20 protein-coding genes are annotated in these 24,121 nt (G+C 66.3%); 9 read left to right on the forward strand and 11 right to left on the reverse strand.

All coding sequences use genetic code 11. The features are described 5' to 3' along the window. The 4 genes from PMI40_RS19060 to PMI40_RS19075 all read right to left on the reverse strand — a co-directional run. Window positions 1–1,092: ABC transporter ATP-binding protein (locus PMI40_RS19060; RefSeq protein WP_008118723.1), on the reverse strand; the 1,092-nt coding region annotated here is incomplete at its 3' end. Continuing rightward, window positions 1,089–1,919 carry an ABC transporter permease gene (locus tag PMI40_RS19065; RefSeq protein WP_008118726.1) on the reverse strand — a complete coding sequence of 277 codons (831 nt, stop codon included), beginning with the start codon at window positions 1,917–1,919 and terminating at the stop codon, window positions 1,089–1,091. The genes PMI40_RS19060 and PMI40_RS19065, both read right to left, overlap by 4 nt. Window positions 1,920–1,942: 23 nt before the next feature. Next, complete coding sequence (locus PMI40_RS19070; protein WP_008118727.1) at window positions 1,943–2,920, reverse strand: ABC transporter permease; 978 nt, start codon at window positions 2,918–2,920, stop codon at window positions 1,943–1,945. An 11-nt stretch (window positions 2,921–2,931) separates the two neighbouring features. After that, window positions 2,932–4,530, reverse strand: a complete 1,599-nt coding sequence (locus PMI40_RS19075; protein ID WP_008118729.1) for an ABC transporter substrate-binding protein — start codon at window positions 4,528–4,530, stop codon at window positions 2,932–2,934. On the opposite strand from PMI40_RS19075, the gene PMI40_RS24450 reads away from it, so the two are divergent. Further along, window positions 4,497–4,931 carry a hypothetical protein gene (locus tag PMI40_RS24450; protein ID WP_238540986.1) on the forward strand — a complete coding sequence of 145 codons (435 nt, stop codon included), beginning with the start codon at window positions 4,497–4,499 and terminating at the stop codon, window positions 4,929–4,931. The two genes, PMI40_RS19075 and PMI40_RS24450, sit on opposite strands and share 34 nt — an antisense overlap. 75 nt (window positions 4,932–5,006) lie before the next feature. Then, window positions 5,007–5,357: a hypothetical protein gene (locus tag PMI40_RS19085; RefSeq protein ID WP_008118733.1), complete on the forward strand. Its 351-nt coding sequence runs from the start codon at window positions 5,007–5,009 to the stop codon at window positions 5,355–5,357. Here the strand turns inward: PMI40_RS19085 and PMI40_RS19090 are convergent. The 3 genes from PMI40_RS19090 to PMI40_RS19100 all read right to left on the reverse strand — a co-directional run bounded on the left by PMI40_RS19090 (window position 5,348) and on the right by PMI40_RS19100 (window position 9,192). After that, window positions 5,348–6,853, reverse strand: coding sequence for a DASS family sodium-coupled anion symporter (locus PMI40_RS19090; protein WP_008118735.1), 1,506 nt, complete (start codon window positions 6,851–6,853; stop codon window positions 5,348–5,350). The two genes, PMI40_RS19085 and PMI40_RS19090, sit on opposite strands and share 10 nt — an antisense overlap. 198 nt (window positions 6,854–7,051) lie before the next feature. Next, window positions 7,052–8,518 (reverse strand): sensor histidine kinase, encoded by a 1,467-nt coding sequence (locus PMI40_RS19095; protein WP_008118737.1) that lies wholly within the window; start codon window positions 8,516–8,518, stop codon window positions 7,052–7,054. Then, a complete protein-coding gene (locus PMI40_RS19100) occupies window positions 8,518–9,192 on the reverse strand; it encodes a response regulator (protein ID WP_040502447.1) in 675 nt (224 codons plus the stop codon). Before PMI40_RS19100 ends, PMI40_RS19095 begins: the two co-directional genes overlap by 1 nt. Before the next feature lie 363 nt (window positions 9,193–9,555). Here PMI40_RS19100 and PMI40_RS19105 point away from each other — a divergent pair, with 363 nt between their 5' ends. The 7 genes from PMI40_RS19105 to PMI40_RS19135 all read left to right on the forward strand — a co-directional run bounded on the left by PMI40_RS19105 (window position 9,556) and on the right by PMI40_RS19135 (window position 20,128). Then, window positions 9,556–10,524: a tripartite tricarboxylate transporter substrate binding protein gene (locus tag PMI40_RS19105; RefSeq protein ID WP_008118744.1), complete on the forward strand. Its 969-nt coding sequence runs from the start codon at window positions 9,556–9,558 to the stop codon at window positions 10,522–10,524. A gap of 43 nt (window positions 10,525–10,567) precedes the next feature. After that, a complete protein-coding gene (locus tag PMI40_RS19110) occupies window positions 10,568–11,674 on the forward strand; it encodes an ABC transporter substrate-binding protein (protein ID WP_008118746.1) in 1,107 nt (368 codons plus the stop codon). A 164-nt stretch (window positions 11,675–11,838) separates the two neighbouring features. Beyond that, the gene (locus tag PMI40_RS19115; RefSeq protein ID WP_008118749.1) at window positions 11,839–13,650 is read left to right on the forward strand and encodes an iron ABC transporter permease; all 1,812 of its coding nucleotides are present in this window, start codon (window positions 11,839–11,841) and stop codon (window positions 13,648–13,650) included. Window positions 13,651–13,664: 14 nt separating this feature from the next. Beyond that, entirely contained in the window at window positions 13,665–14,744 is a 1,080-nt protein-coding gene (locus tag PMI40_RS19120; protein WP_008118752.1) for an ABC transporter ATP-binding protein, read from the forward strand. A gap of 34 nt (window positions 14,745–14,778) precedes the next feature. Then, on the forward strand, window positions 14,779–15,840 hold the full coding sequence (locus PMI40_RS19125) for a porin (RefSeq protein WP_008118756.1): 1,062 nt from the start codon (window positions 14,779–14,781) through the stop codon (window positions 15,838–15,840). 302 nt (window positions 15,841–16,142) lie between these two features. Then, window positions 16,143–19,088: an MHYT domain-containing protein gene (locus PMI40_RS23450; protein WP_008118758.1), complete on the forward strand. Its 2,946-nt coding sequence runs from the start codon at window positions 16,143–16,145 to the stop codon at window positions 19,086–19,088. Further along, entirely contained in the window at window positions 19,085–20,128 is a 1,044-nt protein-coding gene (locus tag PMI40_RS19135; protein WP_008118760.1) for a two-component system response regulator, read from the forward strand. The genes PMI40_RS23450 and PMI40_RS19135 overlap by 4 nt, the downstream gene beginning before the upstream one ends. Window positions 20,129–20,190: 62 nt before the next feature. Here the strand turns inward: PMI40_RS19135 and PMI40_RS19140 are convergent, their stop codons facing one another. The 4 genes from PMI40_RS19140 to PMI40_RS19155 are packed head-to-tail and all read right to left on the reverse strand — an operon-like array spanning window position 20,191 to window position 24,077. Further along, window positions 20,191–21,009 carry an ABC transporter permease gene (locus PMI40_RS19140; protein ID WP_008118763.1) on the reverse strand — a complete coding sequence of 273 codons (819 nt, stop codon included), beginning with the start codon at window positions 21,007–21,009 and terminating at the stop codon, window positions 20,191–20,193. Beyond that, the gene (locus PMI40_RS19145) at window positions 20,999–21,874 is read right to left on the reverse strand and encodes an ABC transporter permease (protein WP_008118764.1); all 876 of its coding nucleotides are present in this window, start codon (window positions 21,872–21,874) and stop codon (window positions 20,999–21,001) included. Before PMI40_RS19145 ends, PMI40_RS19140 begins: the two co-directional genes overlap by 11 nt. After that, the gene (locus PMI40_RS19150) at window positions 21,871–22,962 is read right to left on the reverse strand and encodes an ABC transporter ATP-binding protein (protein WP_008118767.1); all 1,092 of its coding nucleotides are present in this window, start codon (window positions 22,960–22,962) and stop codon (window positions 21,871–21,873) included. Before PMI40_RS19150 ends, PMI40_RS19145 begins: the two co-directional genes overlap by 4 nt. Then, the gene (locus PMI40_RS19155) at window positions 22,959–24,077 is read right to left on the reverse strand and encodes an ABC transporter substrate-binding protein (RefSeq protein WP_008118769.1); all 1,119 of its coding nucleotides are present in this window, start codon (window positions 24,075–24,077) and stop codon (window positions 22,959–22,961) included. The genes PMI40_RS19150 and PMI40_RS19155 overlap by 4 nt, the downstream gene beginning before the upstream one ends. Window positions 24,078–24,121: the final 44 nt, after the last annotated feature.

The following is a 24,121-nucleotide window of genomic DNA, read 5'->3' on the forward strand; positions in this document are numbered from 1 at the left end:
CCCGGCCGCCAGCGGCTGGCCGTTGACCAGCAGGCTGCCGGCATCGGGGGCGACCAGGCCCAGCAGCAGGCGCGCCAGGGTCGACTTGCCCGAGCCGCTTTCACCGACCACGCCCAGCGTGGAGCCGGACGCCAGCACCAGGCTGACATCGGCCACCGCATGGGTGGTGCGGCCGAGGCGATTGAACCAGCCGCGCGGGCGATAGGTCTTGCACAGGCCGTGGATCTCCAGTGCGGCCGGCGCACCTGCGGGCCACTGCCGTAGCGGCGGCGGCACCATCGACGGTACGGCCGCGATCAGGCTGCGGGTATAAGGATGACGCGGCGCCTGCAATACCTCGGCTGCGCTGCCGGATTCGACCAGCTTGCCGCGTTGCATTACCACTACCCGGTCGGCGATCTCGGCCACCACCCCGAAATCGTGGGTGATGAACAGCACCGCGGTACCGCGCCGCCGTTGCAGGTCGTGGATCAATTGCAGGATCTGGGCCTGGGTGGTGACGTCGAGCGCGGTGGTGGGCTCGTCGGCGATCAGCAGTGCCGGCTCCAACGCCAGCGCCATGGCGATCATCACCCGTTGCCGCTGCCCGCCCGACAGTTCGTGGGGATACGCCCACAAGGTGCGCCGGGCGTCGGCGATCTGCACCGACGCCAGCAGGTCCAGCACGCGGGCGTCGATCTCGGCGCGCTTGAGTTGCGTATGCACCTGGAACACCTCGGCCAGCTGGCGGCCGATGGTGTGCAGCGGGTTCAGGGCGCTCATCGGCTCCTGGAAGATCATGCCGATGCGCCGCCCGCGCAGGCTGCGCAATGCCGGCGGCGACAGCGCGAGGATGTCCTGCCCGCCTTCCCACAGCGCCTGGCCCGCACCGCGGCGCACGCCATCGGGCAGCAGGCCCAGCAAGGCGCTGGCGGTGAGCGACTTGCCCGAACCGCTCTCGCCGACCACGCACAGCACTTCACCGGCGCGCAGGTCGAACGAAACGTCGTCCAGTGCCAGCGCCCGGTCGGCGCCGGCAGGCAAGGCGACCGAGAGATTGCGCAGCGACAGCAGCGGTGCCGTCAGTCCTGCGGTGGTGTCGATGGCGTTCATGAGCGGTGCAACCTTGGATTGAGGGCGTCGTTGAGACCCTGGCCGACCAGCGAGATACCCAGCACCGTCACCAGGATCGCCACCCCGGGGATGGCCGATACATACCACTGGACCCTGATGACGCCCCGGCCGGCGCCGATCAGGTTGCCCCACGACGGTACGTTGGGGTCGGACAGGTTGAGAAAGGCCAGCGCGCTCTCGAGCAGGATCGCCACGGCCATGATGACGCCGGCGTAGACGATCACCGGCGGCAGCGCATTGGGCAGGATCTCGCGAAAGATCAGCTTGAAGTCGCCCACCCCCAGGCTGCGTGCGGCCTGCACGAATTCGCGCTGGCGCAGCGTGAGGAACTCGGAACGGGTCAGGCGCGCCACCGGCGGCCATGACACCAGCCCGATCGACAGCACCACGGTCTGGATCTCGGAGCCGAATACCGCCACCAGCACCAGCAGCAACAGGAAATTGGGCAATATCTGGAAGGCCTCGGTGAGGCGCATGAGCACGTCGTCGGCCCAGCCGCCATAGAACCCGGCCAGCGCACCGATGACCAGGCCGATGAAGGCGGCAATGGCGGTGGCCACCAGGCCGATGGCCAGCGATACCCGCGCGCCATGCAGGATCTGCGCCGCGATATCGCGCCCGACCTGGTCGGTGCCGAACAGGAAGCGTGCATTGTCACCCGGCCATTGCAGCGGACGTCCGGCCAGCGACAGCGGATTGCGCGGGAAGGCGAAGTCGGCGCCGAGCGCGCCCAGTATCACCAGCATCAGCAACGCCAGGCCGACCACGGCGGCGGGGTTGCGCAGGTAGCGTTTGAACAGGTTCATGTCGATGTCGGGAGGACGGCAGGTCAATGGGGGCCGGCGATGCGGGGGTCGAGTCGGGCATACAGCATGTCGACCACGAAATTGATGGCGATGACCAGCAAGGCCGAGACGAACACGATCCCCAGCAAGGTGTTGAGGTCGCGCTGCACCACCGCTTCGTAGGCCAGCCGCCCCAGGCCCGGCAGCGAGAACACGGTCTCGACCACCACCGAGCCGCCCAGCATGGTGCCGGCCTGCAGGCCGACCAGCGTGACCATCGGCAGCAAGGCATTGCGCAGCATGTGGCGCGCCACCACGGCGGTCTCGCCCACGCCCTTGGCGCGCGCGGTGCGGATGAAGTCCTGGGTCGAGACCTCCAGCATCGCCGCGCGCATGATGCGCAGGTAGATGGCCAGGAAGATCAGCGACAAGGTGATGGTGGGCAGCGTCAGGTGCCAGGCGATGTCGGCCACCCGCGCCAGGCCGTGCAAGGCGAGGTCGATCGATTCGAAGCCGCCCGAGGGCAGCCAGTCGAGCCACACGGCAAACACGAAGATACCCATCAGGCCGAACCAGAACGACGGCGTGGCATAGAACACCAGGCCCAGGGTCGAGATCAGGTTGTCGGGCCAGCGATTGACCCGGCGCGCCGCCAGCACGCCCAGCGCCATGCCCAGCCCAAAGGCGATGGCCAGCGACGAACCCATCAGCAGCAAAGTGGCCGGCAGGCGCTCGGCAATCACGCTGGCCACCGGCTTGCCATAGATGGCCGAATGGCCCAGGTCGAGGTGGACCAGGCGCCACAGGTAGTCGCCCAGGCGCACCGAGACCGAGTCGTTGAGCTGGTAGTACTGGCGCAGGTTGGCGATCATGGTGGCGTCGGCCCCGCCCATCTGCGCCACCAGCGCGTCGACGGTATTACCGGGCGCCAGTTGCAGCAGCAGGAACAGCCCGGCCAGGATGATCAGCAAGGCCGGCAACGCCGCCAGCAGGCGGCGCGCGGCCAGGGCGAGAAAGCGCATGCCCTGCCCCCTTATGCGCTGATCCACGTATCGTGCCAGCTGCTCGATGGCCACCGTGCGTTGTTGTGGCTGTCATGCACGTGGCGGCTGAGCACCGAGTAGAACTCGCGCTCGGTGGCCATCCAGATCGGCAACTCGTCGTTCACGGTCTTGACCCATTGGCCATACAGCGCGCGTCGCTTGGCCGGGTCGATCTCGGTGGCGGCGTCGTCGATGAGCTTGTCGACCTTGTCCGACTTCCAGCCGTACTGGTTGGTCCAGGGCGCGCCGGCCGGGCTGCCCGAGCGGTACCAGACGGTGGTCGAGACCGCCGGGTCGCCGCGATACTGGTGCCAGCCGGTGGCGATATCGAAGGTATTGTCCTTGTAGACCGCGTTGAGCGCGCCGGCGATATCGTATTGCACGATCTCGACCTTGATCCCCACCTGCTCCAGCGACTGCTGGATGAAGGTTGCCAGCAGCGGCACGTCTTCGCCGTTCTGTATCGGCACCAGCTTGAGGCTGAAGCGCACGCCGCCGCGGCCGCGCTTGTAGCCGGCCTCGTCCAGCAGCGCCTCGGCGCGCTTGGCATCGAAGGGGTACGGCGGCTTGCTGCCCTTGGGGAAGAACGACGAGCTCGCCGGGATCGGCCCCGAGGCCGGCTTGCCCAGGCCGTAGAGGAAGTTCTCGATGAAGAAATCGATGTCGATCGCATGCACGATGGCGCGCCGCACGCGCACATCGGCCAGCTCCTTGCGGCGGAAGTTGAATTCGAGGGTGTTGTTGAATACGTTGGCTTCCAGGCCCTTGCTGCGCACCTCGAACCTGGGATCCTTGCGCAGCCGGTCGAGGTCGGCCAGCGACAGTTGCGAATAGGCGCTCAGCTGGATCTGTCCGGTCTCGATGGCGGCGGTGGCGGCCGACTTGTCGGTGATGATGCGCCAGACCACCCGGTCCAGGTAAGGCAGGCCACGGCGCCAGTAATCGGGATTGCGTTCGGCGATGATGTACTGCCCGCGCTGGTATTGGACGAACCTGTAAGGGCCGGTGCCGATCGGCGCCGTGTTGGCCGGATTCTCCAGCACGTTCTTGCCCTCGAACACATGCCGCGGCACCACGTAGCCGAGGTCGGCCAGCGCGCGCAGCAGCAGGTCGAGCGGCATCGGGCGTTCGTAGCGAAACACCACCGTGTGGGCGTCCGGGGTATCGACCGCATGCAGGTACAACTGCAGCGCGGTGGCGAAATTGAGCTGCTTCTTCCACAGCTCGAGCGCATTGTATTGGACGTCGGCCGACGTGAACGGCTTGCCGTCGTGCCACTTCACGCCCTGGCGCAACTTGAAGGTGATGGTCCGGCCGTCGGCCGAGGTGCTCCACGAGGTAGCCAGTTGCGGCACCGGCTTGCCGTCGGCGTCGAGGTCGACCAGCGCTTCGATGATCTTGCTGGTGACGATGTAGACACCGGTGGACGCCCGCAGCGACGGATTGAGGATGCGCTGCTCGGAACCGAGGTGGACATTGAGCACCCCGCCGCGACGCGGCTCGCTCTGCGAGTAGACGATGCCTGGCCAGGCCGAGGCGACCAGGAGGGCTCCGGATGACAGCAAGAACTGCCGGCGATTTGCGCGCATTGTTTTTCCTGACAGGGGGTTCTGAAAACAGAGCGGAGATTACGGGGCGCGTGCTGCTTTGCGGAACGACCGATTTCGCATTAGCAAATGCGTTTTGCGCCGGGCCGTTGGAAAAACCGGCCCATGTCGCCCCCCGACCGCTTTTGTTCGTGCAGCCAACCCAGATCAAGTTTCGTGCATTGCCTGCATTCACGGCAGGCGCACGCCAGCGCATAGTGTCGAGGCAGGAAACCGACCGCCCCATCTCGCCCGAAGGCGTGCATATGACGCAGACAATGAAAGCCGCCGAAGCCAAAATGGCAGCCCACGTCAGCTGGGACAAGCTGGACAACATCGATGCCATCTTCGCGCGCATGGAGCACGGCCGGATCGATGGCCGCATCGTGCCGGACCTGGACTAGAATCGAGTTGTGCAGTGCCGTCCCCGCCGCTGCCCGGGCAGCGGCGGGGTTTTACATGGACATCGGAGAAAGCCAATGCAGGACAGACCTGGCGCGGAACGCCACACCCATCAGGAATGGAGCGCGAGCCTGGAACAGCTGGACCTGGAGATCGTGCGCCTGGCCACGATCTGCCAGGTACGCATCCTGGAGCCGGGCGTGCTGGCGCGCGTACTGGATAACGATGCCCGCGATTGCGGCCATGACAGCGCGCACGCCTTCGCGTCGTTGCGGGGCTTGCTGTACCTGCATTTCCAGGTGCAGCAGGAACTGGCCCAGGCCTTTGGCGAGGCCGACACCGCACGCGTCGTGCATCGGGTGTGGGAACACCTCAAGCCACGCATCGGCGACCAGCTGGGCCACTGGCCACCCCTGGATCACCAGTAGCCCAGCAACTTCCACCACAGGGCGCCGACGCCGGCAAACACCAGCAGCTCGCCCACGCACATGATCAGGCCGACCCGCCACCATTGCCCCATGCCCACATAGCCGCTGCCGAAGATGATCGGTGAAGTACCGGTGGCGTAATGGGTCAGGGTCATCATGATGGCGGACCCGGCAGTCATCATCAGCATGAACGGCGCCAGGTAGGCCGGCGGGATCAGCTGCGCCCCCACCGTCAGGAACGCCAGCAGCATGGCGCTGACGTGCGCGGTGGTACTGGCGAAGAAATAATGCGACAGCACGAACACCAGCAGCAGGACGATGCCGGCTGCCGTCCAGTCCATGCCGCTGGCCAGGATCGCGGCCTTCATGCCGCCCGAGAACCAGGCGATCACGCCGGTCTTGTTCAACTGCTCGGCCAGCATGACCAGTGCGCCGAACCAGACCAGGGTATCCCAGGCACTCTTTTCGGCGAGCACGTCGTCCCAGTCGATGGTGCCGGTGATGATCAGCACGAACAGGCCGACGAAGGCCACCACCGTGGGGTCCAGCGTGAAGGCCGGGCCCAGCAGCATGGCCGGCACGTTGGCCCATAACAGCAGCAGCAAGGCAAACGTGCCCAGCATGACCTTTTCGCTGCCACCCAGCGGCCCCATGCGCGCCAGCTCGGCACGGGCGAAGTCGATGGCGTTGGGGGTGCTCTTGAGTGCGGGCGGGGCCAGCAGGTAGATCGCCAGCGGCATCAGGGCCAGGCACGCCAGGCCCGGCAGCAGCATGCACAGGGCCCAGGTGGTCCAGCTCAGTTGCAGCGCGTGGCCGCTGGCCTTGGCCACCATGTTGAGCACCAGCGGGTTGGGCGCGGTGGCAGTGAGGAACATGGCCGAGGTGATCGGGTTGGCATGGTAGTTGACCAGCGCCAGATAGGTGCCGACCCGGCCCTGGGTCCCCTTGGCAGGGTCGGACTCGAAGGCGTTGGCGATGGACTTCATGATGGGATGGACGATGCCGCCGCCGCGGGCCGTATTGCTGGGCGTGAACGGCGCCAGCACCAGTTCGCAGATGGCCAGGCCATAGCCGATACCGATGGTGCGCCGGCCCAGCCGAGCGATGAACATCAGTCCCACACGCTGGCCCAGGCCGGTCTTCTTGAGCCCGCGCGAGATCAGGATGGCAACCACGATGAGCCAGATCAGAGGGTTCGAGAAACTGCCCAGGGCATCGGCGATGGCGCCCTTGGACGAGTTCGACGTGACCTGCGATAGCGACACGATGACAATGGCCATCATGGCCATGACGCCGATCGGCATGACCTTGAGGATGATCGCCACGATGGTGGTCAGGAAGATCGCCACCAGGTGCCAGGCATCGGGTTCGAGCCCGCTGGGCGTGGGGCTGGCCAGCAGCGACAACAGCACCGCGGTGGTGATGAGCGCGGGCACCAGCCGGAACGGCACGGCTTGGTTGAAGTACTGGAACATCGCTTTGAGTCTGGCTAGCATCGTCTCGTCCCGGGCAGGCATGACAGGAAATGCCTGCAGTGTAGCCAGCGACGATGGGCGCCGGGGCCGCAACCGGGGCCGGGCTTGATCTGCGACAGGCTTGGCGTTGATTTAACCGGCCCCCTGCCGACTTTCGCAGCCTGGCCTTTGCCAGCGTCGGGTCCGGGTGCCGTCGAGCCCGATTTGCTGAGCGGCGCCCTAGCTGCGCGCCGACGCCGCAAAGCGCACCATGACCACCAGGCCCTGGGGTCGACCCTGTTCATCGGTGCCATGCGACAGGCGAATCTCGCCGCGATGGGCCGAGGCGATGTCGCGCACGATGGACATCCCCAGCCCGGCGCCGTGCGGGTTGGCCACTTGCGCCGAGGGCGCGCGATAGAACGGCGCAAACACCCGCTCGCGGTCCTGCTCGGCAATGCCGGGACCACTGTCGGCCACTTCCAGTACCGCATGCGGGTCGTCGCCGATGGCCTGGCCGAACACCCGCACGACGATCCGGCCGCCGCGCGGCGTATAGCGGATGGCGTTATCGAGCAGGTTGACCACCAGTTCGTGCAACAGCAGCGGGCTGCCGTCGATCGACACCTCGTCGCTGGCCTCGAACGACAGGTCGATGTGCTTGGCCACGGCATTCTGCGCCAGCTCCAGGGCCACCTGCCGCGCCGCCTCGGCCAACGCCACCGGCATCATGCCGCCTTCGGCCGCGCCGTGTTCGGCGCGCGCCAGGGTCAGCAGCCGGTTGGCCAGGTGCACCGTCGAATCGGTGGTGCCGGCAATGCTGTGGACCAGCTCGCGCAGCGCGCGGGGGTCGGCCGGACTGCGATCGAATTCGCGCAAGGCCAGCTCGGCCTGGGTCTTCAACACCGTCAGGGGCGTGCGCAGCTGGTGCGAGGCGTCGGCGATGAAGCGCCGTTGCCCCTTGATCAGGGTCTGCAGCCGTTCCATGTAGCCGTTCATGGCCAGCACCAGGGGCCGCATTTCCTTGTGGACCCGCTGCGGATCGAAGTCGGACAGGTCGGTCGGCGCCCGCGACTCGACATCGCTGCGCAATTGCATCAGCGGGCGCAGCGCAAAGCGCACCGCGAACCATACCAGCAGGGCCGCGACCACGACCAGTACCCCTTGGCGCCAGACCGTATCGAACAGGATCTTGCGCGTCATGCCGCGCCGCGCATCCATGGTCTCGCCGACCTGGATGAGCGCAATGCCACGCATGCTGTCGTCGTACAGCGGCTGGTACAGCGCGGCGATGCGCACCGGCTGGCCGTGATAGTCGGCATGGTAGAAACGTACCAGCGCCGGATAGGCTTCGGAGCGCTTGACGTCGGCCGGCAGCGACGGCAGGTCGTCGTAGCCCGACACGAACTCGCCGTTGGGCGCGGTGACCTTGTAGTAGATCCGGCCCAGGGTATCGGTCTCGAAACTGTCGAGCGCCACGTAGGGCACGTCGGCCACCACCTGGCCGTCCACCACCGAGACCCGCTCGGCCAGCGCCCGGGTCGATGCCAGCAGCGACCGGTCGTAGGCGATGTCGGCCACTTCCAGCGCGTTGTAGTAGACCGAGATCGCGTCGACCGCCACCAGGACCAGCAGCGGCACCAGCAACCAGCGCATCAGCTGGCTGCGCAGGCTGCCCAGCCTGGCGATGGCCAGTCGGCGCAGCATCAGGCCGCCTGCAACAGGTAACCGAGGCCGCGCAAGGTGGTGATCGACACCCGCCCCTGTTCGATCGCCTCGAGTTTCTTGCGTACCCGATGGATGTAGATCTCGATGGCGTCGACGTTGGCGTTGTCATCCAGGGAAAACACTTCCTGGAACAGCTTTTCCTTGGGCACGGTGCGCCCGGCGCGGGTAATCAATGCCTCCAGCACGGCATGTTCGCGTGGTGTCAGGGCCAGCATCGCCCCGCCGTAGGTGAACATGCGGGCGACGGTGTCGAAGCTGAGGGCGCCGCAGGTGATGGTGACGGCTTCGTTGCCTTGTGCGCGCCGCAGCAGCGCCTTGACCCGCGCTTCGAGCTCGACCAGCTCGAACGGCTTGGCCAGGTAGTCGTCGGCGCCCAGGTTGAGCCCCTGCACCCGGTCGTTGAGGCCGCCGCGCGCGGTCAGGATCAACACCGGCGTGCGGCTGCCGCGCGCGCGCAGGCGCTTGAGCACGTCGAGCCCATCCATCTTAGGCAGCGTCAGGTCGAGGATGACCAGCGCATACTCCTGGGTCAGCAACAGGCTGTCGGCATCGGCGCCGTTGCTGGCGCACTCGACGCCAAGATGGGCGTCCTGCAGGGCCTTGGCCAGCCAGCGGGACAGCTCGACGTGGTCTTCCACCAATAGAATGCGCATGATCACCATGAAAAAAAGAAGGCATTTGGGCGCGCGACAACCAGGACCGAACCGATGACGCAATTCGACCGCAAGACACAGGCGCAGCCCGCGATAGCTGCGGATGCTAACAGAACCGGCGGGGTTGCAGTAGCCGCCGCCACGGGCCCGTGGCGACTCTTTCCCGACACTGAAAGCCTATTGAAAGATTGGCCCGGTAGCATCCGCTCACAACATCAGATCAATAAAAACCGATTATTGGAGACAAGCCATGATTTTGCATCGTCGGCCCCTGTATTGCCCGAACCACGCCTGGGTCCAGGACCCGGACCTGGCCCCATATCACGACCCGTACCACGCCCCGTCGCGCGCCTGAACCGCGCCATGGCCGGGTCCGTGCGGCGTTGCCTGCTGCTGGCTTGCCTGCTGACGTCCTTCGCTTTTGCCGCGCAGGCGGTGGAGTGCATCGTCCCGGCCAAGCCCGGCGGTGGCATGGACGGCGCCTGCAAGGTCATGCGCAAGAGCTTGCCGGCGACCGGCGAGGCACCGGGCGCGGGCGTGAAGATCAGTTACCTGCCCGGCGGCATCGGTGCGGTGGCCTGGAGCTCGGTGGTGTCGCAGCGACGCGGCGGGCCCGAGACGCTGGTGACCTTTTCGGGTGGCTCGCTGCTCAACCTGGCGCAGGGCAAGTACGGCAAGGCAGCAGTGTCGGACGTGCGCTGGCTGGCTGCCATCGGTGTCGACTACGGCATGATCGCCGTGCGCAGCGACGCGCCCTACCGCAACCTGCGCGACCTGGCCGAGGCCATGCGGCGCGACCCGGGCAAGATCACCATCGGCGTGTCCGGCACCATCGGCAGCCAGGACTGGCTCAAGGTCGCGATGATTGCGCGACGCGCCAACGTCGACCCCAGGGACCTGCGCTTCGTGGCGTTGGAAGGCGGCGGCGAATCATTCACCGCCTTGCAGGCCGGCCATGTGCAGATGATCTCGGGCGACGCCTCGGAGGCGACCCAATATGCCAGCAACGGCCAGTTCCGGGTGCTGGCGGTGCTGGCCGAGCAACGCCTGCCGGGCGCGCTGTCGGGCGTGCCCACGGCCCGGGAGCAAGGCTTCGACGTGGTGTGGCCGATCATTCGCGGCTTCTACATGAGTGCCCAGGTCAGCGACGCCGAGTACCGGCGCTGGGTGGCGTTGTTCGAGCAGACCATGGCCAGCGAGCAATTCCAGCGCCAGCGCGCGGCCAGCGGGTTGTATCCGTTTGCCATGACCGGCGCCGCATTGACCGAGCACATCCATCGGGTGGTCGAGCAATATCGCAGGCAATCGCAGGATCTGGGGCTGGTCCGCTGACCGCGCCCCTGGCATCAACCATCAATAACTCAGGAGACTCCACATGTTCGCAAAACGCCGCATCACCCTGGCCCTGGCCTTGACCCTGCCGCTGGCCGCCTGGTCTGCGGGCGCATCGGCCCAGACCCCTGCCGGCTACCCGGCCGACTACGCCAAGCTGGTCGAGGGCGCCAAGAAGGAAGGCAAGGTGGTGGTCTACAGCACCACCGATTCCAAGGCGGCCGAGGCACTGATCCGCGATTTCAGCGCGCTCTACCCCGCCGTCAAGGTCGAGTACAACGACATGAATTCGACCGAGGTCTACAACCGCTTCATCTCCGAGGCTGCCGCCGGCGGCGCCACGGCCGATGTGATGTGGTCGTCGTCGATGGACTTGCAGATGAAGCTGGCCTCGGAAGGCTACGCGCTGAACTACAAGTCGCCCGAGGCGGGCGCCGTGCCGGGCTGGGCCAACTGGAAGGACAGCGCCTACGGCACCACCTTCGAACCGACCGCCATCGTCTACAACAAGCGCCTGGTGCCCGAGGCCGAGGTGCCGACCACCCATGCCGAATTCACCAAGCTGCTCACCACCAAGCTCGACAAGTACAAGAACAAGGTCACCACCTACGACATCGAGAAATCCGGCGTCGGCTTCAGCCTGATCACCCACGACTTGAAGCTCGACCCGCAGTTCTGGGATTTCGCCCGGGCCCTGGGCGGCGTGGCGGTGCGGGTGCAGTCGTCCACCGGCACCATGCTCGAGCGCATCTCGTCGGGTGAAAACCTGATCGGCTACAACATCCTGGGCCCGTATGCCCTGACCCGCGCCAAGAAGGACCCGTCGATCGGCATCGCCTTCACCAAGGACTACAACCTGGTGCTGTCGCGCGTCATCTTCGTCAACAAGTCGGCCAAGAACATCAATGCAGCCAAGCTGTGGCTGGACTACATCCTGTCCAAGCGCGGCCAGACCATCATCGCCAACGATGCGCAATTGTTCGCCATCCGTGCCGACGTCACCGGCGCGACCACGTCGGCCGAACTGAACAAGCAGCTGGGCACGGCATTGAAGCCGATGCCGGTCGATACCGGCCTGCTGGAGTACCTCGACCAGGGCAAGCGACTGGCGTTCCTGAAGCAATGGAAGCAAGCCGCCGGCAAGAAGTGATCCGCCGCGGCTGTCGCCGCACACGATCCGGTTGAGCGGCCGGATCGGTTTTCCACGATGTTGTCTTCCCGTCGGGAAGTCGCCCCGGCGACCTCCCTGGCCGCAGGCTTGCCCGGATCCGGGCCGGATGCCCGCGAAATCGTTGCACTTTTGAATGGCAGATCATGCAAACACTTTCTTCCCCTGCGCGCAGCGAGGCCGGCTCGACAGGCCTGCTGGCGCGCCTGAACTGGCCACGCGGCGTGGTCGTGCTGCTGGCCGCACTGGTCATCTTCGTACCGTTGCTGCTGATTTTCTACCAGAGCTTCCTGTCGGCACCGTTCTTCGCGCCGGTCAAGACGCTGACGCTGGACTCGTACCGGTTCATCTTCGACGATACCGACTTCCAGCAGGCTTTCGTCAACGGTTTCTACCTGGCCTCGGGGCTGGCGCTGATCGCCGTGCCGCTGGGCGGCATGCTGGCCTTCCTGATGGTGCGCACCGACCTGCCCGGGCGCGGCTGGATCGCGCCGATGCTGCTGGTGCCGATCTTCGTCTCGCCCATGGTGATCGGCTTCGGCTACGTGGTGTCGATGGGACCAGTGGGCTTCTATACGGTGTGGGTGCGCAACCTGCTGTCGGTGTTCGGCTTCGAGGGTGCCCCCTGGAATGTCTATTCCTTCCCCGCCATCGTCATCATCGCCGGCCTGACCCACGTGCCGCATGTGTACCTGTATGCCTCGGCCGCCCTCAAGAGCCTGGGCTCGGACGTCGAGGAAGCGGCCCGGGTGGCCGGCGCCTCGCCGTTGCAGGTGGCGCTGAACGTGTCGCTGCCGATGATCATGCCGGCGCTGGCCTATTCGGGAGTGCTGGTGTTCTTCCTCGGTTTCGAGGTGTTCGGCCTGGTGCTGGTGCTGGGCGACCCCGAAGGCCACCTGGTGCTGGCCACCTATCTCTACAAGCTGACCAACAAGCTGGGCACGCCGTCGTATCACCTCATGGCGGCCGTGGCGGTATGCCTGGTGGCGGTGACCATGCCATTGGTGATGCTGCAGCGCTGGCTGCTCAAGTCGGCCAACAAGTACGTTTCGATCAAGGGCAAGGGCGCGCGCCAGAAGGCACTGCCGCTGGGCAAGTGGCGCTGGATCGCCTTCGCGCTGATCGCCGGCTGGCTGGTATTTACCGTGATCGTGCCGCTGTCGGGCATTGCCTTGCGTACCTTCGTGTCGCACTGGGGCGATGGCGTCGACCTGCTCGAGGTGCTGACCCTGCAGAACTTCCGTGATGTCTGGAACCAACCTTCGCTGGTGCGCGGCATCATCAATACGGTGTTGATCGGCGTCATCGGCGGTGCGCTGGCGGTGGTGTGCTACAGCGCCGTGGCGCTGGCGATGCACCGCAAGAACGATGGCGTGACCCGCTTCCTCGACTACAGCGTGCTGGTGCCGCGGGCGGTGCCGGGCTTGCTGGCGGGCCTGTCCTTCCTGTGGGTGTTCCTGTTCGTGCCGTCCTTGCTGGACAACTTCCTCAAGGGCTTCGACAACGATGTCGCGCGCTGGCTGGTCGACAGTTTCGTGCCGCAGTTGCGGGCGCTGCGCTCGACCATCTTCTCGGTCTGGCTGGCCTATTCGGTGGTGTGGATGGCCTACGGCCTGCGCCTGATCACTACCGCCCTGCTGCAGGTGGGCCCGGAACTGGAAGAAGCGGCCCGCGCGGTCGGTGCCCGCCGCGGCCAGGTCACCCGCGACGTCACCCTGCCCCTGGTCAGGTACGGCCTCTTGGGCGCCTGGCTGATGGTGTTCCTGATCTTCGAGCGCGAATACTCGACCGGCGTGTACCTGCTCTCGCCCGGCACCGAGGTGATCGGCTCGATGATCGTCTCGATGTGGGCCGCCGGTGCCGTCGAGCTGGTCGCCGCCCTGTCGTTCATCAATATCACGCTGGTGGCCATCGGCCTGGGCATTGCCCTGCGCTTCGGCATCAAGCTCCACGATTAAACCAAGGAATCATCATGTCAGAACTGAACGTCAACGATCTTCATCTCGACTACGGCAGCGGCGCCTCGGCCAATCCCATCCTCAAGGGTGTGTCGATGCAATTGCAACGCGGCGAAGTGGTGGCCCTGCTGGGCCCCTCGGGCAGCGGCAAGACCACCCTGCTGCGGGCGGTAGCCGGCCTGGAGTCGCCCAAGGCCGGCAGCATCGATATCGCCGACCGGCGCGTCTACGATGGCCAGAAGAAGCTCGAGATTCCGGCCGAGGAGCGCAATCTGGGGCTGGTGTTCCAGTCCTATGCGCTGTGGCCGCACAAGACCGTGTTCGACAATGTGGCGTATGGCCTGAAGCTGCGCAAGCTGGGCGGCAGCGAGATCGCCGGCCGGGTCAACGAAGTACTCAAGCAACTGGGGCTGGGCCATCTGGGCGAGCGCTTTCCGCACCAGTTGTCGGGCGGCCAGCAGCAGCGCGTGGCGATCGCCCGCGCGCTGGTCTACAACCCGCAGGTCATCCTGCTGGACGAACCGCTGTCGAACCTCGACGCCAAGCTGCGCGAGGAGGCTCGCGCCTTCCTGCGCGAACTGATCGTGCGACTGGGCCTGTCGGCCCTGATGGTGACCCACGACCAGGGCGAGGCGATGGCCATCTCGGACCGCATCCTGCTGCTCAACAACGGCCGCATCGAACAGCAAGGCACGCCACAGAGCATGTACCAGACCCCGGACACGCTGTTTACGGCCGAATTCATGGGCAGCAACAACCGGCTGCCGGCCAAGGTCCTGCAGCGCGACGGCCAGCGCGTGACGCTGCAGGTCGAAGGCGGCACCGTGCAGGCCACCGCGCGCGGCACCAATACCGGCGGCGAGGCGATCGGCATCATCCGCCTCGAGCAGGTGCGCATCGCCGATCACCAGGGCGATAACGCCATCCGCCTGCCGCTGTCGACCTGCATGTACCTGGGCGACCGCTGGGAGTGCCTGTTCAAGTCCAACAGTGCCGACAGCACCACGGTGGGCTTGCGTGCCTACGCGCCGCACAAACTGGCGCCGGGCGAATACTGGCTCACATTGCCCGAACAGGCCTTGTGGGCGTTCTGAACCATAACAACAATTTTCACCCAGGAGACCAGCAATGCAGAAGAAACACTTGGCCGTCGCCGCACTGGCGGCCACCAGCGGCCTGGCAGCCGCCCAGGGCAGCGTGACCGTGTACGGCCTGATCGACACCGGCATCGAGTACGTCAACCACGCCAGCGCCAGCGGCGGCAGTCTCACGCGCGTCAGTTCGGGCGCCATGAATACCTCGCGCATCGGTTTTCGCGGCAGCGAGGACCTGGGCGGTGGCCTCAAGGCCATCTTCCAGCTCGAAAACGGGTTCAAGCTCGATACCGGCGGCCTCGACGGCGATGCCAACCAGCTGTTCAACCGCCAATCCACGGTCGGCCTGGAAGGCAGCCTCGGCCGCATCGTGGCGGGACGTTCGTTCAGCACCACCTATGACTTCATCCTGCCGTTCGACCCCATGGGTTACTCGGCGCAGTATTCGTGGGTGACCTCGGCCGGTGCCACCGGCGCCCGCAAGGACGGCATGCCCACCGGCGTGTCCAACCTGGTCAAGTACCAGGGCACGTTCGGCGGCGTGAAGATCGGTGCGATGTTCGGCTTCGGTGAAGTCGCCGGCAGCACCAGGGATAGCGCCAAGTACGGCGTCGGCCTGGGCTACGACAACGGCCCGTTCTCGGTGGCCGCCACCTATGATCGCGTCAACGGCACGGCGGCGGTGGCCGGCGGCGCCTTCGACAAGAGCACCACGGCGCACCTGGCCGCCGCCTACCAGGTCATGGAATCGCTCAAGCTCAGTGGCGGCTATCGCTACTACAAGCGCACCCAGGCCTCGGGCGCGACGCCATTGCGCAGCGACTTCTACTGGGGCGGCGCGACCTACAGGTTCACGCCGGCACTGAGCCTGATCGGCGCCGTCTACTACCAGAACCAGAAGAACCTGGCGGTCGACGCCGATCCGATCCTGTACTCGCTGCGCTTGAAGTATGCGCTGTCCAAGCGTACCGACCTGTATGCCAGCGGCGGCTATGCCAAGGCCAAGAACAACCAGCTGGTGGGCCTGTCGCGCGACGACGTCGGCTTTGCCGACAGCCAGGTCGGGGTGACGCTGGGCATGCAGCACCGCTTCTAGGCCGGAAACTCCCTGAACCGGCGGCCGCCGGGTTGCGTCCTACCCACACTCGCCTGCCCGGCGGGTGTGGCGCAGTTGCCGATGTTCGCGCAAGGCGAACCAGACATGCCCGGCGTCACCTCCCATAACATTGCCTCTCTGACATCAGTCAATTCCCGATTCCACAGCCGTGCTTTAAAAGCTGGGGCACAATCGCATCAGCTGAAAAACACCTTGCCCCACGCGCACCGTAATTCAGGGAAAATGACGGCGCCAGCAATCACCGGGGGGTGATCGGCCACGTCTTCGTCCAGGGAACGCCCATGTCAGGTTTTTTCATCGATACCGCCATCGGCGGCAGCCAGCTGCCGGGCACATATAACATCGGCCTGGTGGTGCTGTCGCTGCTGGTGGCCATCTTCTCGGCCACCATGGCGCTGCAGACCGCCTCGGTGGCGCGCCAGACCAGCCTGCGCTGGCATCGCCATGTGGCCATCGCCACCGGCGCACTGGCGCTGGGCGGCGGTATCTGGACCATGCACTTCATCGGCATGCTGTCGTTCGAGCTGTGCACCCCGGTCGACTACAGCCTGGGCCTGACGGCGCTGTCGTTCATGCCGGCGCTGGCGGCCTCGTGGATCGCCCTCAACATGCTCTCCAAGCTCAAGGTCGGCAACCTCCAGCTGCTGGCCGGCGGCGTGCTGGTCGGTGCCGGCGTGGGCGCCATGCACTACAGCGGCATGGCGGCCATGCGTACCACCGCCATGTTGCGCTACGACCCCACCCTGTTTGCCCTGTCGATCGTGGTGGCGGTGGTGCTGGCGACGATTTCGCTCGGGGTGCGCTTCAAGTTGCGCGGCATCCGCATGCACAAGCTGACGCGCCTGGTGGTGGCCGGCTTCATCATGGGCCTGGCCATCTCGGGCATGCACTACACCGGCATGGCGGCGGCGCGCTTCATCGGCCAGGCCAGCGTGCGCCAGGGGTCGTTCTTCATCGACAGCACCTTTGCTTCGCTGGCGCTGTCGATGTTTACCATCACCATCACGGTGCTGGTGACCGCCGCCAACGGCCTGGTGCGCTACCGCCAGACCTTCCGCCAGGTGCGCGAGAGCGAATCGCGCATCCGCGCCATCGTCGAGACCGCCGTCGACGGCATCATCACCATCAACGGCCGCGGCATCGTGCAGGAAATGAACCGCTCGGCCGAACGCCTGTTCGGCTGGACCGCGCAGGAGGTGGTGGGGCGCAACATCAAGATGCTCATGCCCGAGCCCGACACCTCATCGCATGACGACTACCTGCGCAATTTCCTCAGTACCGGCCTGCCCAAGGTGATCGGCCAGGGGCGCGAGGTCAACGGCCTGCACCGCAGCGGACGGCTGGTGCCGGTGCGCCTGGCGGTGGGCCGGGTCGACCTGCCGGGCTCGCAACTGTTCGTCGGCTTCGTCACCGACATCAGCGAGCGCCGGGCGCTCGAGGCGTCGCTGCGCGAGACCGCGCACAAGGCCGAACAGGCAGCCGAGGCCAAGACCGCCTTCCTGGCCAACATGAGCCACGAGATCCGTACCCCGATGAACGCCATCATCGGCTTTACCGAATTGCTGCTCAAGAGCGAACTGGCACCCCAGCAGCGCAGCCACCTGGCCATCGTGCACCAGTCGGCGCGCTCGCTGCTGGGCCTGCTCAACGACGTGCTGGACTCGACCAAGCTCGAAAAAGGCGCGGTGGCGCTGGAACAGATCGACTTTTCACTGCGCGAGCTGGCGCAGCAGGTCATCTCGTCGCTGCGCCTGAGCGCCGAGAACAAGAACCTGGAACTGTTCCTGGATTACCGCCCTGGCACGGTGCAGTATTTCAAGGGTGATCCGCTGCGCATCCAGCAGGTGCTGACCAACCTGCTGGGCAACGCGATCAAGTTCACCGCCAGCGGCCAGGTCCGCCTGTCGATCTTCGTCGACAGCGGCGCGGTCCGGCTGGACGTGGCCGATACCGGCATCGGCATGAACCAGGAACAGTTGCAGCGCATCTTCGATCCGTTCTCCCAAGCCGATGCCAGCATCAGCCGCCGCTTCGGCGGCACCGGCCTGGGCACCACCATCGCGCGCCAGCTGGTGGAGTTGATGGGCGGCGGGATCCGGGTCGAGAGCACCCCCGGCGCGGGCAGCCTGTTCATGGTCTCGATCCCGCTGGAGGCCGGCAGCAAGCCGCTGGCCGACAACAGCTCGGTGTCGGGCAGCGGCTTGCCGTCGATGCGGGTGCTGATCGCCGACGATGTGCCGCAGAACCTCGAATTGCTGTCGCACCTGCTCAAGGATGCCGGCCATCAGGTGGTGTGCGCCAGCGACGGCGAAGAGGTAGTCGCCAAATGGTCCGACGGCACGCACTACGACCTGGTATTGATGGATGTGCATATGCCGCGGGTCGATGGCCTCAGCGCGGCCCGTCGCATCCGTGGCGTGGAGCGCGAGTCGGGTCGCCGCCCGGTTCCCATCATCGCCCTGACCGCCAGTGTCATGGAATCGGACCGGCGTGCCGCGCGCGCGGCCGGCATGGACGGTTTTGCCAGCAAGCCGCTGGACCTGCCACGCCTGCGCGCCGAGATCCGCCGCGTGCTGGGCATCGAAAAGCCCGCCACCACCCTCGAGGTGGCACCGGCCACGCAGGATGCCGAGATCGATTGGCAAGCTGGGGTGTCGCTATGGGGCAGCAAGCGGCGCATGGCCGGCGCCATCGCCGCGTTCCTGGCCGACCTGCAGCAACGTCACCCGTTGCCGGCCACCGGCAGCGACCTGGCGCTGCTGGACTGGAGCCTGGCTGCGCGCAGCCTGCACGGCATCCGTGGCGCGGCCGGCAACCTGGCCCTGACCAAGGTGGCGCAGCTGAGCGCGCGACTGGAGTCGGCCGCCAAGCGGCGCGATGGGGATCTGCTGATGGGCCTGGCCCAGTTGCGGTTTGAATTGACCTTGGTGCAGGCAGCGCTGGCGCTGGTCGAGCACGATCCGGCCGAGACCCCGGCGGCGGCGCAGGCCAGCCCGCAACAGCGCGGCGACGCCGAGCGCTTGATCAAGGTGCTCGATGCGCACTTCGCGCGCAGCGAGCTCGACGAGGCCAGCTTCGTGGAACTGCTGGGCTGGCTCGACGGCGGTGGCCGCACCGATGTCGGCCACGCACTGCAAGCCAGTATCGACATGTTTGAATTCGAACGCGCCCGCGCCCTGCTGGCGCAGCTCGTGGCGGATCTGGAAGAAGGCAAGGAACAGGCATGAAATCGTATCGCGAAAGCCGTCCCACGCTGCTGCTGGTGGACGATGAACCGACCAACCTGCAAGTGCTGAGGCACACGCTGCAGGACAACTACCGGCTGTTGTTCGCCCGCGACGGCGCCAAGGCGCTGGAGCTGGCCGCCCAGGAAAGGATCGACCTGGTGCTGCTGGACGTGATGATGCCGGGCATGTCGGGCTTCGACGTCTGCCGCCAGCTCAAGAGCAAGCCGGCCACGGCGTCGTTGCCGGTGATCTTCATCACGGCGCTGAGCGACACGGCCGATGAGCAACGCGGTTTCGAGATCGGCGCCGTCGACTACATCACCAAGCCCTTCAGCCCCGTGATCGTCAAGGCGCGGGTGCGCAACCACCTGTCGCTGGTGCAATCGGACAGCTTGCGCCAGAGCCGGCTGCAGATCGTGCAATGCCTGGGCATGGCGGCCGAATACAAGGACAACGAGACCGGCATGCACGTGGTGCGCATGAGCCATTACACAAGGGTACTGGCGCTGGCGGCCGGCTACAGCGAGGCCGATGCCGACGAGCTGCTCAATGCCGCACCGATGCACGACGTGGGCAAGATCGGCATTCCCGATGCGGTGTTGCAAAAGCCCGGCAAGCTCGACGCCGACGAATGGGACATCATGCGTCGCCATACCGAGATCGGGGCCCAGATCATTGGCCAGCACGACAGCGGGCTGCTGCACCTGGCCGGCGTGATCGCCATGCAGCACCACGAGAAATGGGATGGCAGCGGTTATCCGCTGGGGCTGGCCGGCACCGGGATCCACCTGGCCGCCCGCATCGTCGCCATCGCCGACGTCTTCGATGCGCTCACCAGCGTGCGCCCCTACAAGACCGCCTGGACGGTCGAGCAGGCGGTGCAGTTGCTACAACGCGAGGCCGGGTCGCATTTCGACCCGGAGCTGGTGCCGCTGTTCGTGGCCCGGCTACCGGAGATCGTGGCGATCAAGGCGCGCTGGGCGGATCAGCCAGAGGCGATAGCGGCACCCCCGAGTGCACCGGTGTTCGCCACTGCCTGATCTCTCGTGCATCCGTTGCGCTCCAGGGGCGCCGCATCGCAGTGGTGATGCTGGCTGTTCGACTACATCGCCTTGGTCAGCCCAATGGTGCGTTCGATCAGCACCAGCGCCACCACCGCCAGCACGATGAACAGCGCCGAGACGGCATTGACCACCGGGTCGAAGGTCTGGTCGATGTAGGTGAAGATGCGCACCGGCATGGTCACCGTGCCCGGTGCGCTCAGGAACAGGCTGACCGACACCTCGCCGAACGAGGTCACCGCAGCGAACACGGCACCGGCGACGATGCCGGGGCGAATCAGCGGCAGGGTCACATGGGTGAAGGTATAGGCCGGGGTGGCGCCCAGGTTCTGCGATGCGGTCTCGAGCCGGCGGTCCATGCTGGCCAGGCTCACGCTCACGGTACGCACTGCATAGGGCAACGCCACCAGGGTGTGGCCGATGGCCAGGCCGAGCATCGAGCCGGCCAGCCCGGCGCCGGTCAGGACATACAGCAAGGCGATGCCCAGCACCACCTGCGGGATGATCAGCGGCGACAGCACGAAGGCCTGCACCAGGTCGCGCCCGCGAAACTCCAGGCGCGCCAGCGCATAGGCCGCTGTGGTGCCGAGGATGGTGGTCAGCGGCGTGACCACCAGCAACAGCCAGGCACTGACCTGCAAGGCCCGCAGCCAGGCACCGTTGTCGACGAAGGCCTGGAACCAGCGCAACGAGAACGACTTGGGCGGAAACTGCGGGTAGGCCTCGGGGCTGAACGCCGACAGGAAGATCACCAGCACCGGCAACAGCAGGAACAGGTACACCAGCGCCCCGGCGGCAGCCCCCATCCAGCGCCAGGGGCCACCGGCGTCCAGCGGCATCAATTCACGATCAGTGGCCATAGACACGACGCTCCCATTTCTTTTGCACCGCGCTCATGGCCGCGGCCACCACGGCGGTCACCACCAGCAAGGTCAGCGACAAGGCCGCTGCCAGCGCCAGGTTGGCAATCTGCAGCGCCTGCTGGTAGATGTTGATCGGTAGCAGCGGCTGCAGTCGTCCACCGATCAGCAGCGGCGTGACGTAGCTGCCGGCGGCCAGCGCGAAGACGATGATGGCGCCGCTCATCATGCCCGGAATGGTCAGGGGCAGGATCACATGCAGGAAGGTATGACGGGCGCCGGCCCCCAGGCTGTGCGAGGCACGCGGCAGCGCGGCCGGGATCTCGCCCAGCGAGGTGGCCAGCGGCAGCACCGCGAACGGCAGCATCACCTGCACATAGGCCACGATCACTGCCTTCATGTTCCACAGCAGCGCCAGCGGCGAATCGATGATGCCCAGCTTGCGCAGGATGTCGTTGATCAGGCCGTTCTGGGCCAGCAGCACGATCCAGGCGAAGGTACGGATCACCACGCTGGTGAGCAGCGGCGAGATCAGGATCACGTACAGGACCGTGCGCCAGGTGCGGCTGCGGGTATTGACCAGCAGCCAGGCCGCCGGCCAGGCCAGCAGCACGCACAGGATCGCCGTCAGGCCCGCCACCCACAGCGTGGTCAGCAGCGCATCGAGGTAATTGGCGCTGGAAAACACCTTCAGATACTGCGATACCCCGTAGCTGGGCAACATCATCAGCATGCCGTCGACGTCGCGCAGGCTCAGCATCACCAGCAACACGCCCGGCACCACCAGGAACGCCGCCAGGAACAGCATGCCCGGGCTCAGCAGCAACCAGGCGAATGGGGTGCCGCTGGCCGCGCCGCGGCTCATGCCTGTGCTCCCTGGTCCGGCAGCACGGCCAGGTCGCGTGGCTGCCATGCCAGGCGCACCCGCACGCCAGGCTGCGGCAGCGTGGCGAACAAGCCCTCGGTGGCGGCCACCGACAGTGTGCCGCCTCCATCCAGGCCGACCGTCAGGTGCAGCTCGGCGCCGGCATAGCTGGCTTCGCGCACCACCCCCTCGACGCTGTTGGGGCCGTGCGCGGTGCCATCGGCCTGGGCCAGTGCGATGCGCTCGGGACGCAACAGGAACAGCGGCGCCGGGTGGCCCACGGCATCGCTGGCCAGCCGCAACGGCACGCCCTCGGCGCTGAAATGGCCAGTCGCGGCGAACACGCCTGGGGCTTCGGGACGGGCCGCGATCAGGTTGGCCTGGCCGACGAATTCGCCCACGAACCGGTTGGCCGGCTCACGGTACAGTTGCAGCGGCGTGCCCACCTGTTGCAGGTGTCCACCGCCCAGGATGCCGATGCGGTCCGACAGGCCCAGCGCTTCCTGCTGGTCGTGCGTGACCATCACGGTGGTGATGCCGACGTCGCGCTGCAGGCGGCGCAACTCGGCCTGCATGTCGCGCCGCAGCTTGGCATCCAGGTTGGACAGGGGCTCGTCGAGCAGCAGTACCTGGGGCCGGATGGCCAGCGCCCGGGCTATCGCGACCCGCTGCTGCTGGCCGCCCGACAACTGGTGCGGCATGCGCTGGGCCAGTTCGGACAGCCGCACCAGGGCCAGCATCTCGTCGACCCGGGCGGCGATCTCGCTGCCCTTCTGGCGCCGTACCCGCAAGCCGTAGGCGACGTTGTCGAACACGTTCAGGTGCGGAAACAGCGCATAGCTCTGGAACACCATGCCGATGTCACGCTGGTGCGGCGGCAGGCGCGTGATGTCACGCCCGCCGATCACTACCCTGCCGCTGGTGGGTTCCAGGAAGCCAGCCACGATGTTGAGCAGCGTGGTCTTGCCGCAGCCGCTGGGACCGAGCAGCGAGAAGAACTCGCCCTGGGCGATCGCCAGGTCCACGCCATCCAGCGCCTGCAGTGCGCCAAAGCGCCTGGTCACGCCATGGATGTCGATGGCACTCATTTGCCGTTGCCCAGTGCCTGCGCCCAACGGGTGCTCCAATCGGCGACCTTGGGGGTGGCGGTCTCGTAGTCGATCCAGATCAGCTTCTTGTAGGCTTCCTCGCCCACCTGCACCTTGCTCTTGAGGTCGTCGTTGTACTGCACGTCCCGGTTGGTCATGCCATACAGCGAGCCGTCCGAGAACGACTTCTGCACCTTGTCGCTGGAGAGGAAGTCGACCAGCTTGTAGGCATTGGCCAGGTTGGGCGCGCCCTTGGCGATGACCCAGTTGGCCGCACCGACCACCGGGCCGTCGGTGGGATAGGCAAAGCCGACCTTCAAGCCGCTCTTCTGCAAGGCGAACACGCGACCGTCCCAGTACGGCACCACCCAGGCGTCGCCACGCTCGAGCAGGGTCTGGATCGCCCCCGGGCTATCGGGGAAAGCCACGGCCTGGCCCTTGAGCTCGGCCAGCTTGGCAAAGGTCTTGTCGACATCGGCGTCGTTCTTGAGCTCACCGCCCAGCGCATGGGTCAGGCCGGCGAAGAACTGCAGCCCGGCGGCATAGGTGGGCGACGAAATCGCCACGTGGCCGCGATACTCGGGGTTCCACAGGTCGAGCCAGCTCTTGGGCGGTGTCTTGACCAGGTCGGTGCGATAGGCCAGGCCCAGCTGGCCCAGGCTGAAGGCGGCGGCGTAGGTCTTGCCGTCGCGGCTGAACTTGTCCTGCACCGAACCATACAGCTTGGCCAGGTTGGGGATGTTGGTCGCATCCAGCGGTTGCAGCAGGCCGGCAGCGGCGGCGCGCTGGACCGAGTCGGGCTGGAACACCACGATGTCATAGGCCGGGTTGTTGCCGTTGGCCGCGCGCAGCTTGGCCAGCCATTCGGCATCGGCACCGGGCACGATCTCGACCTGGATGTGGTGGTCCTTGGCATATTGTTCCAGGCCGGCGGCGCGGATGTTCTTTTCCCAGTCGCCGCCATAGACGCCGATGACCACCTTGTCGGTGGCCGCCGGTGCCGCTGCCGGTGCACTGGCTTGCGGGGCGTCGGGTTTCTTGTCGCCGCAGGCGGCCAGGACGGCTGCGGCCAGCAGCGTAACTACCAGGGTCGGAATAAGTCGGATCGATTTCACGCGGTTCTCCAGATGTTGTTTGATCGCAATTCGGTCGGGTTCTT

Origin of the sequence: Herbaspirillum sp. YR522 (genome assembly GCF_000282575.1) — a bacterium.
Lineage (GTDB): Bacteria > Pseudomonadota > Gammaproteobacteria > Burkholderiales > Burkholderiaceae_D > Herbaspirillum.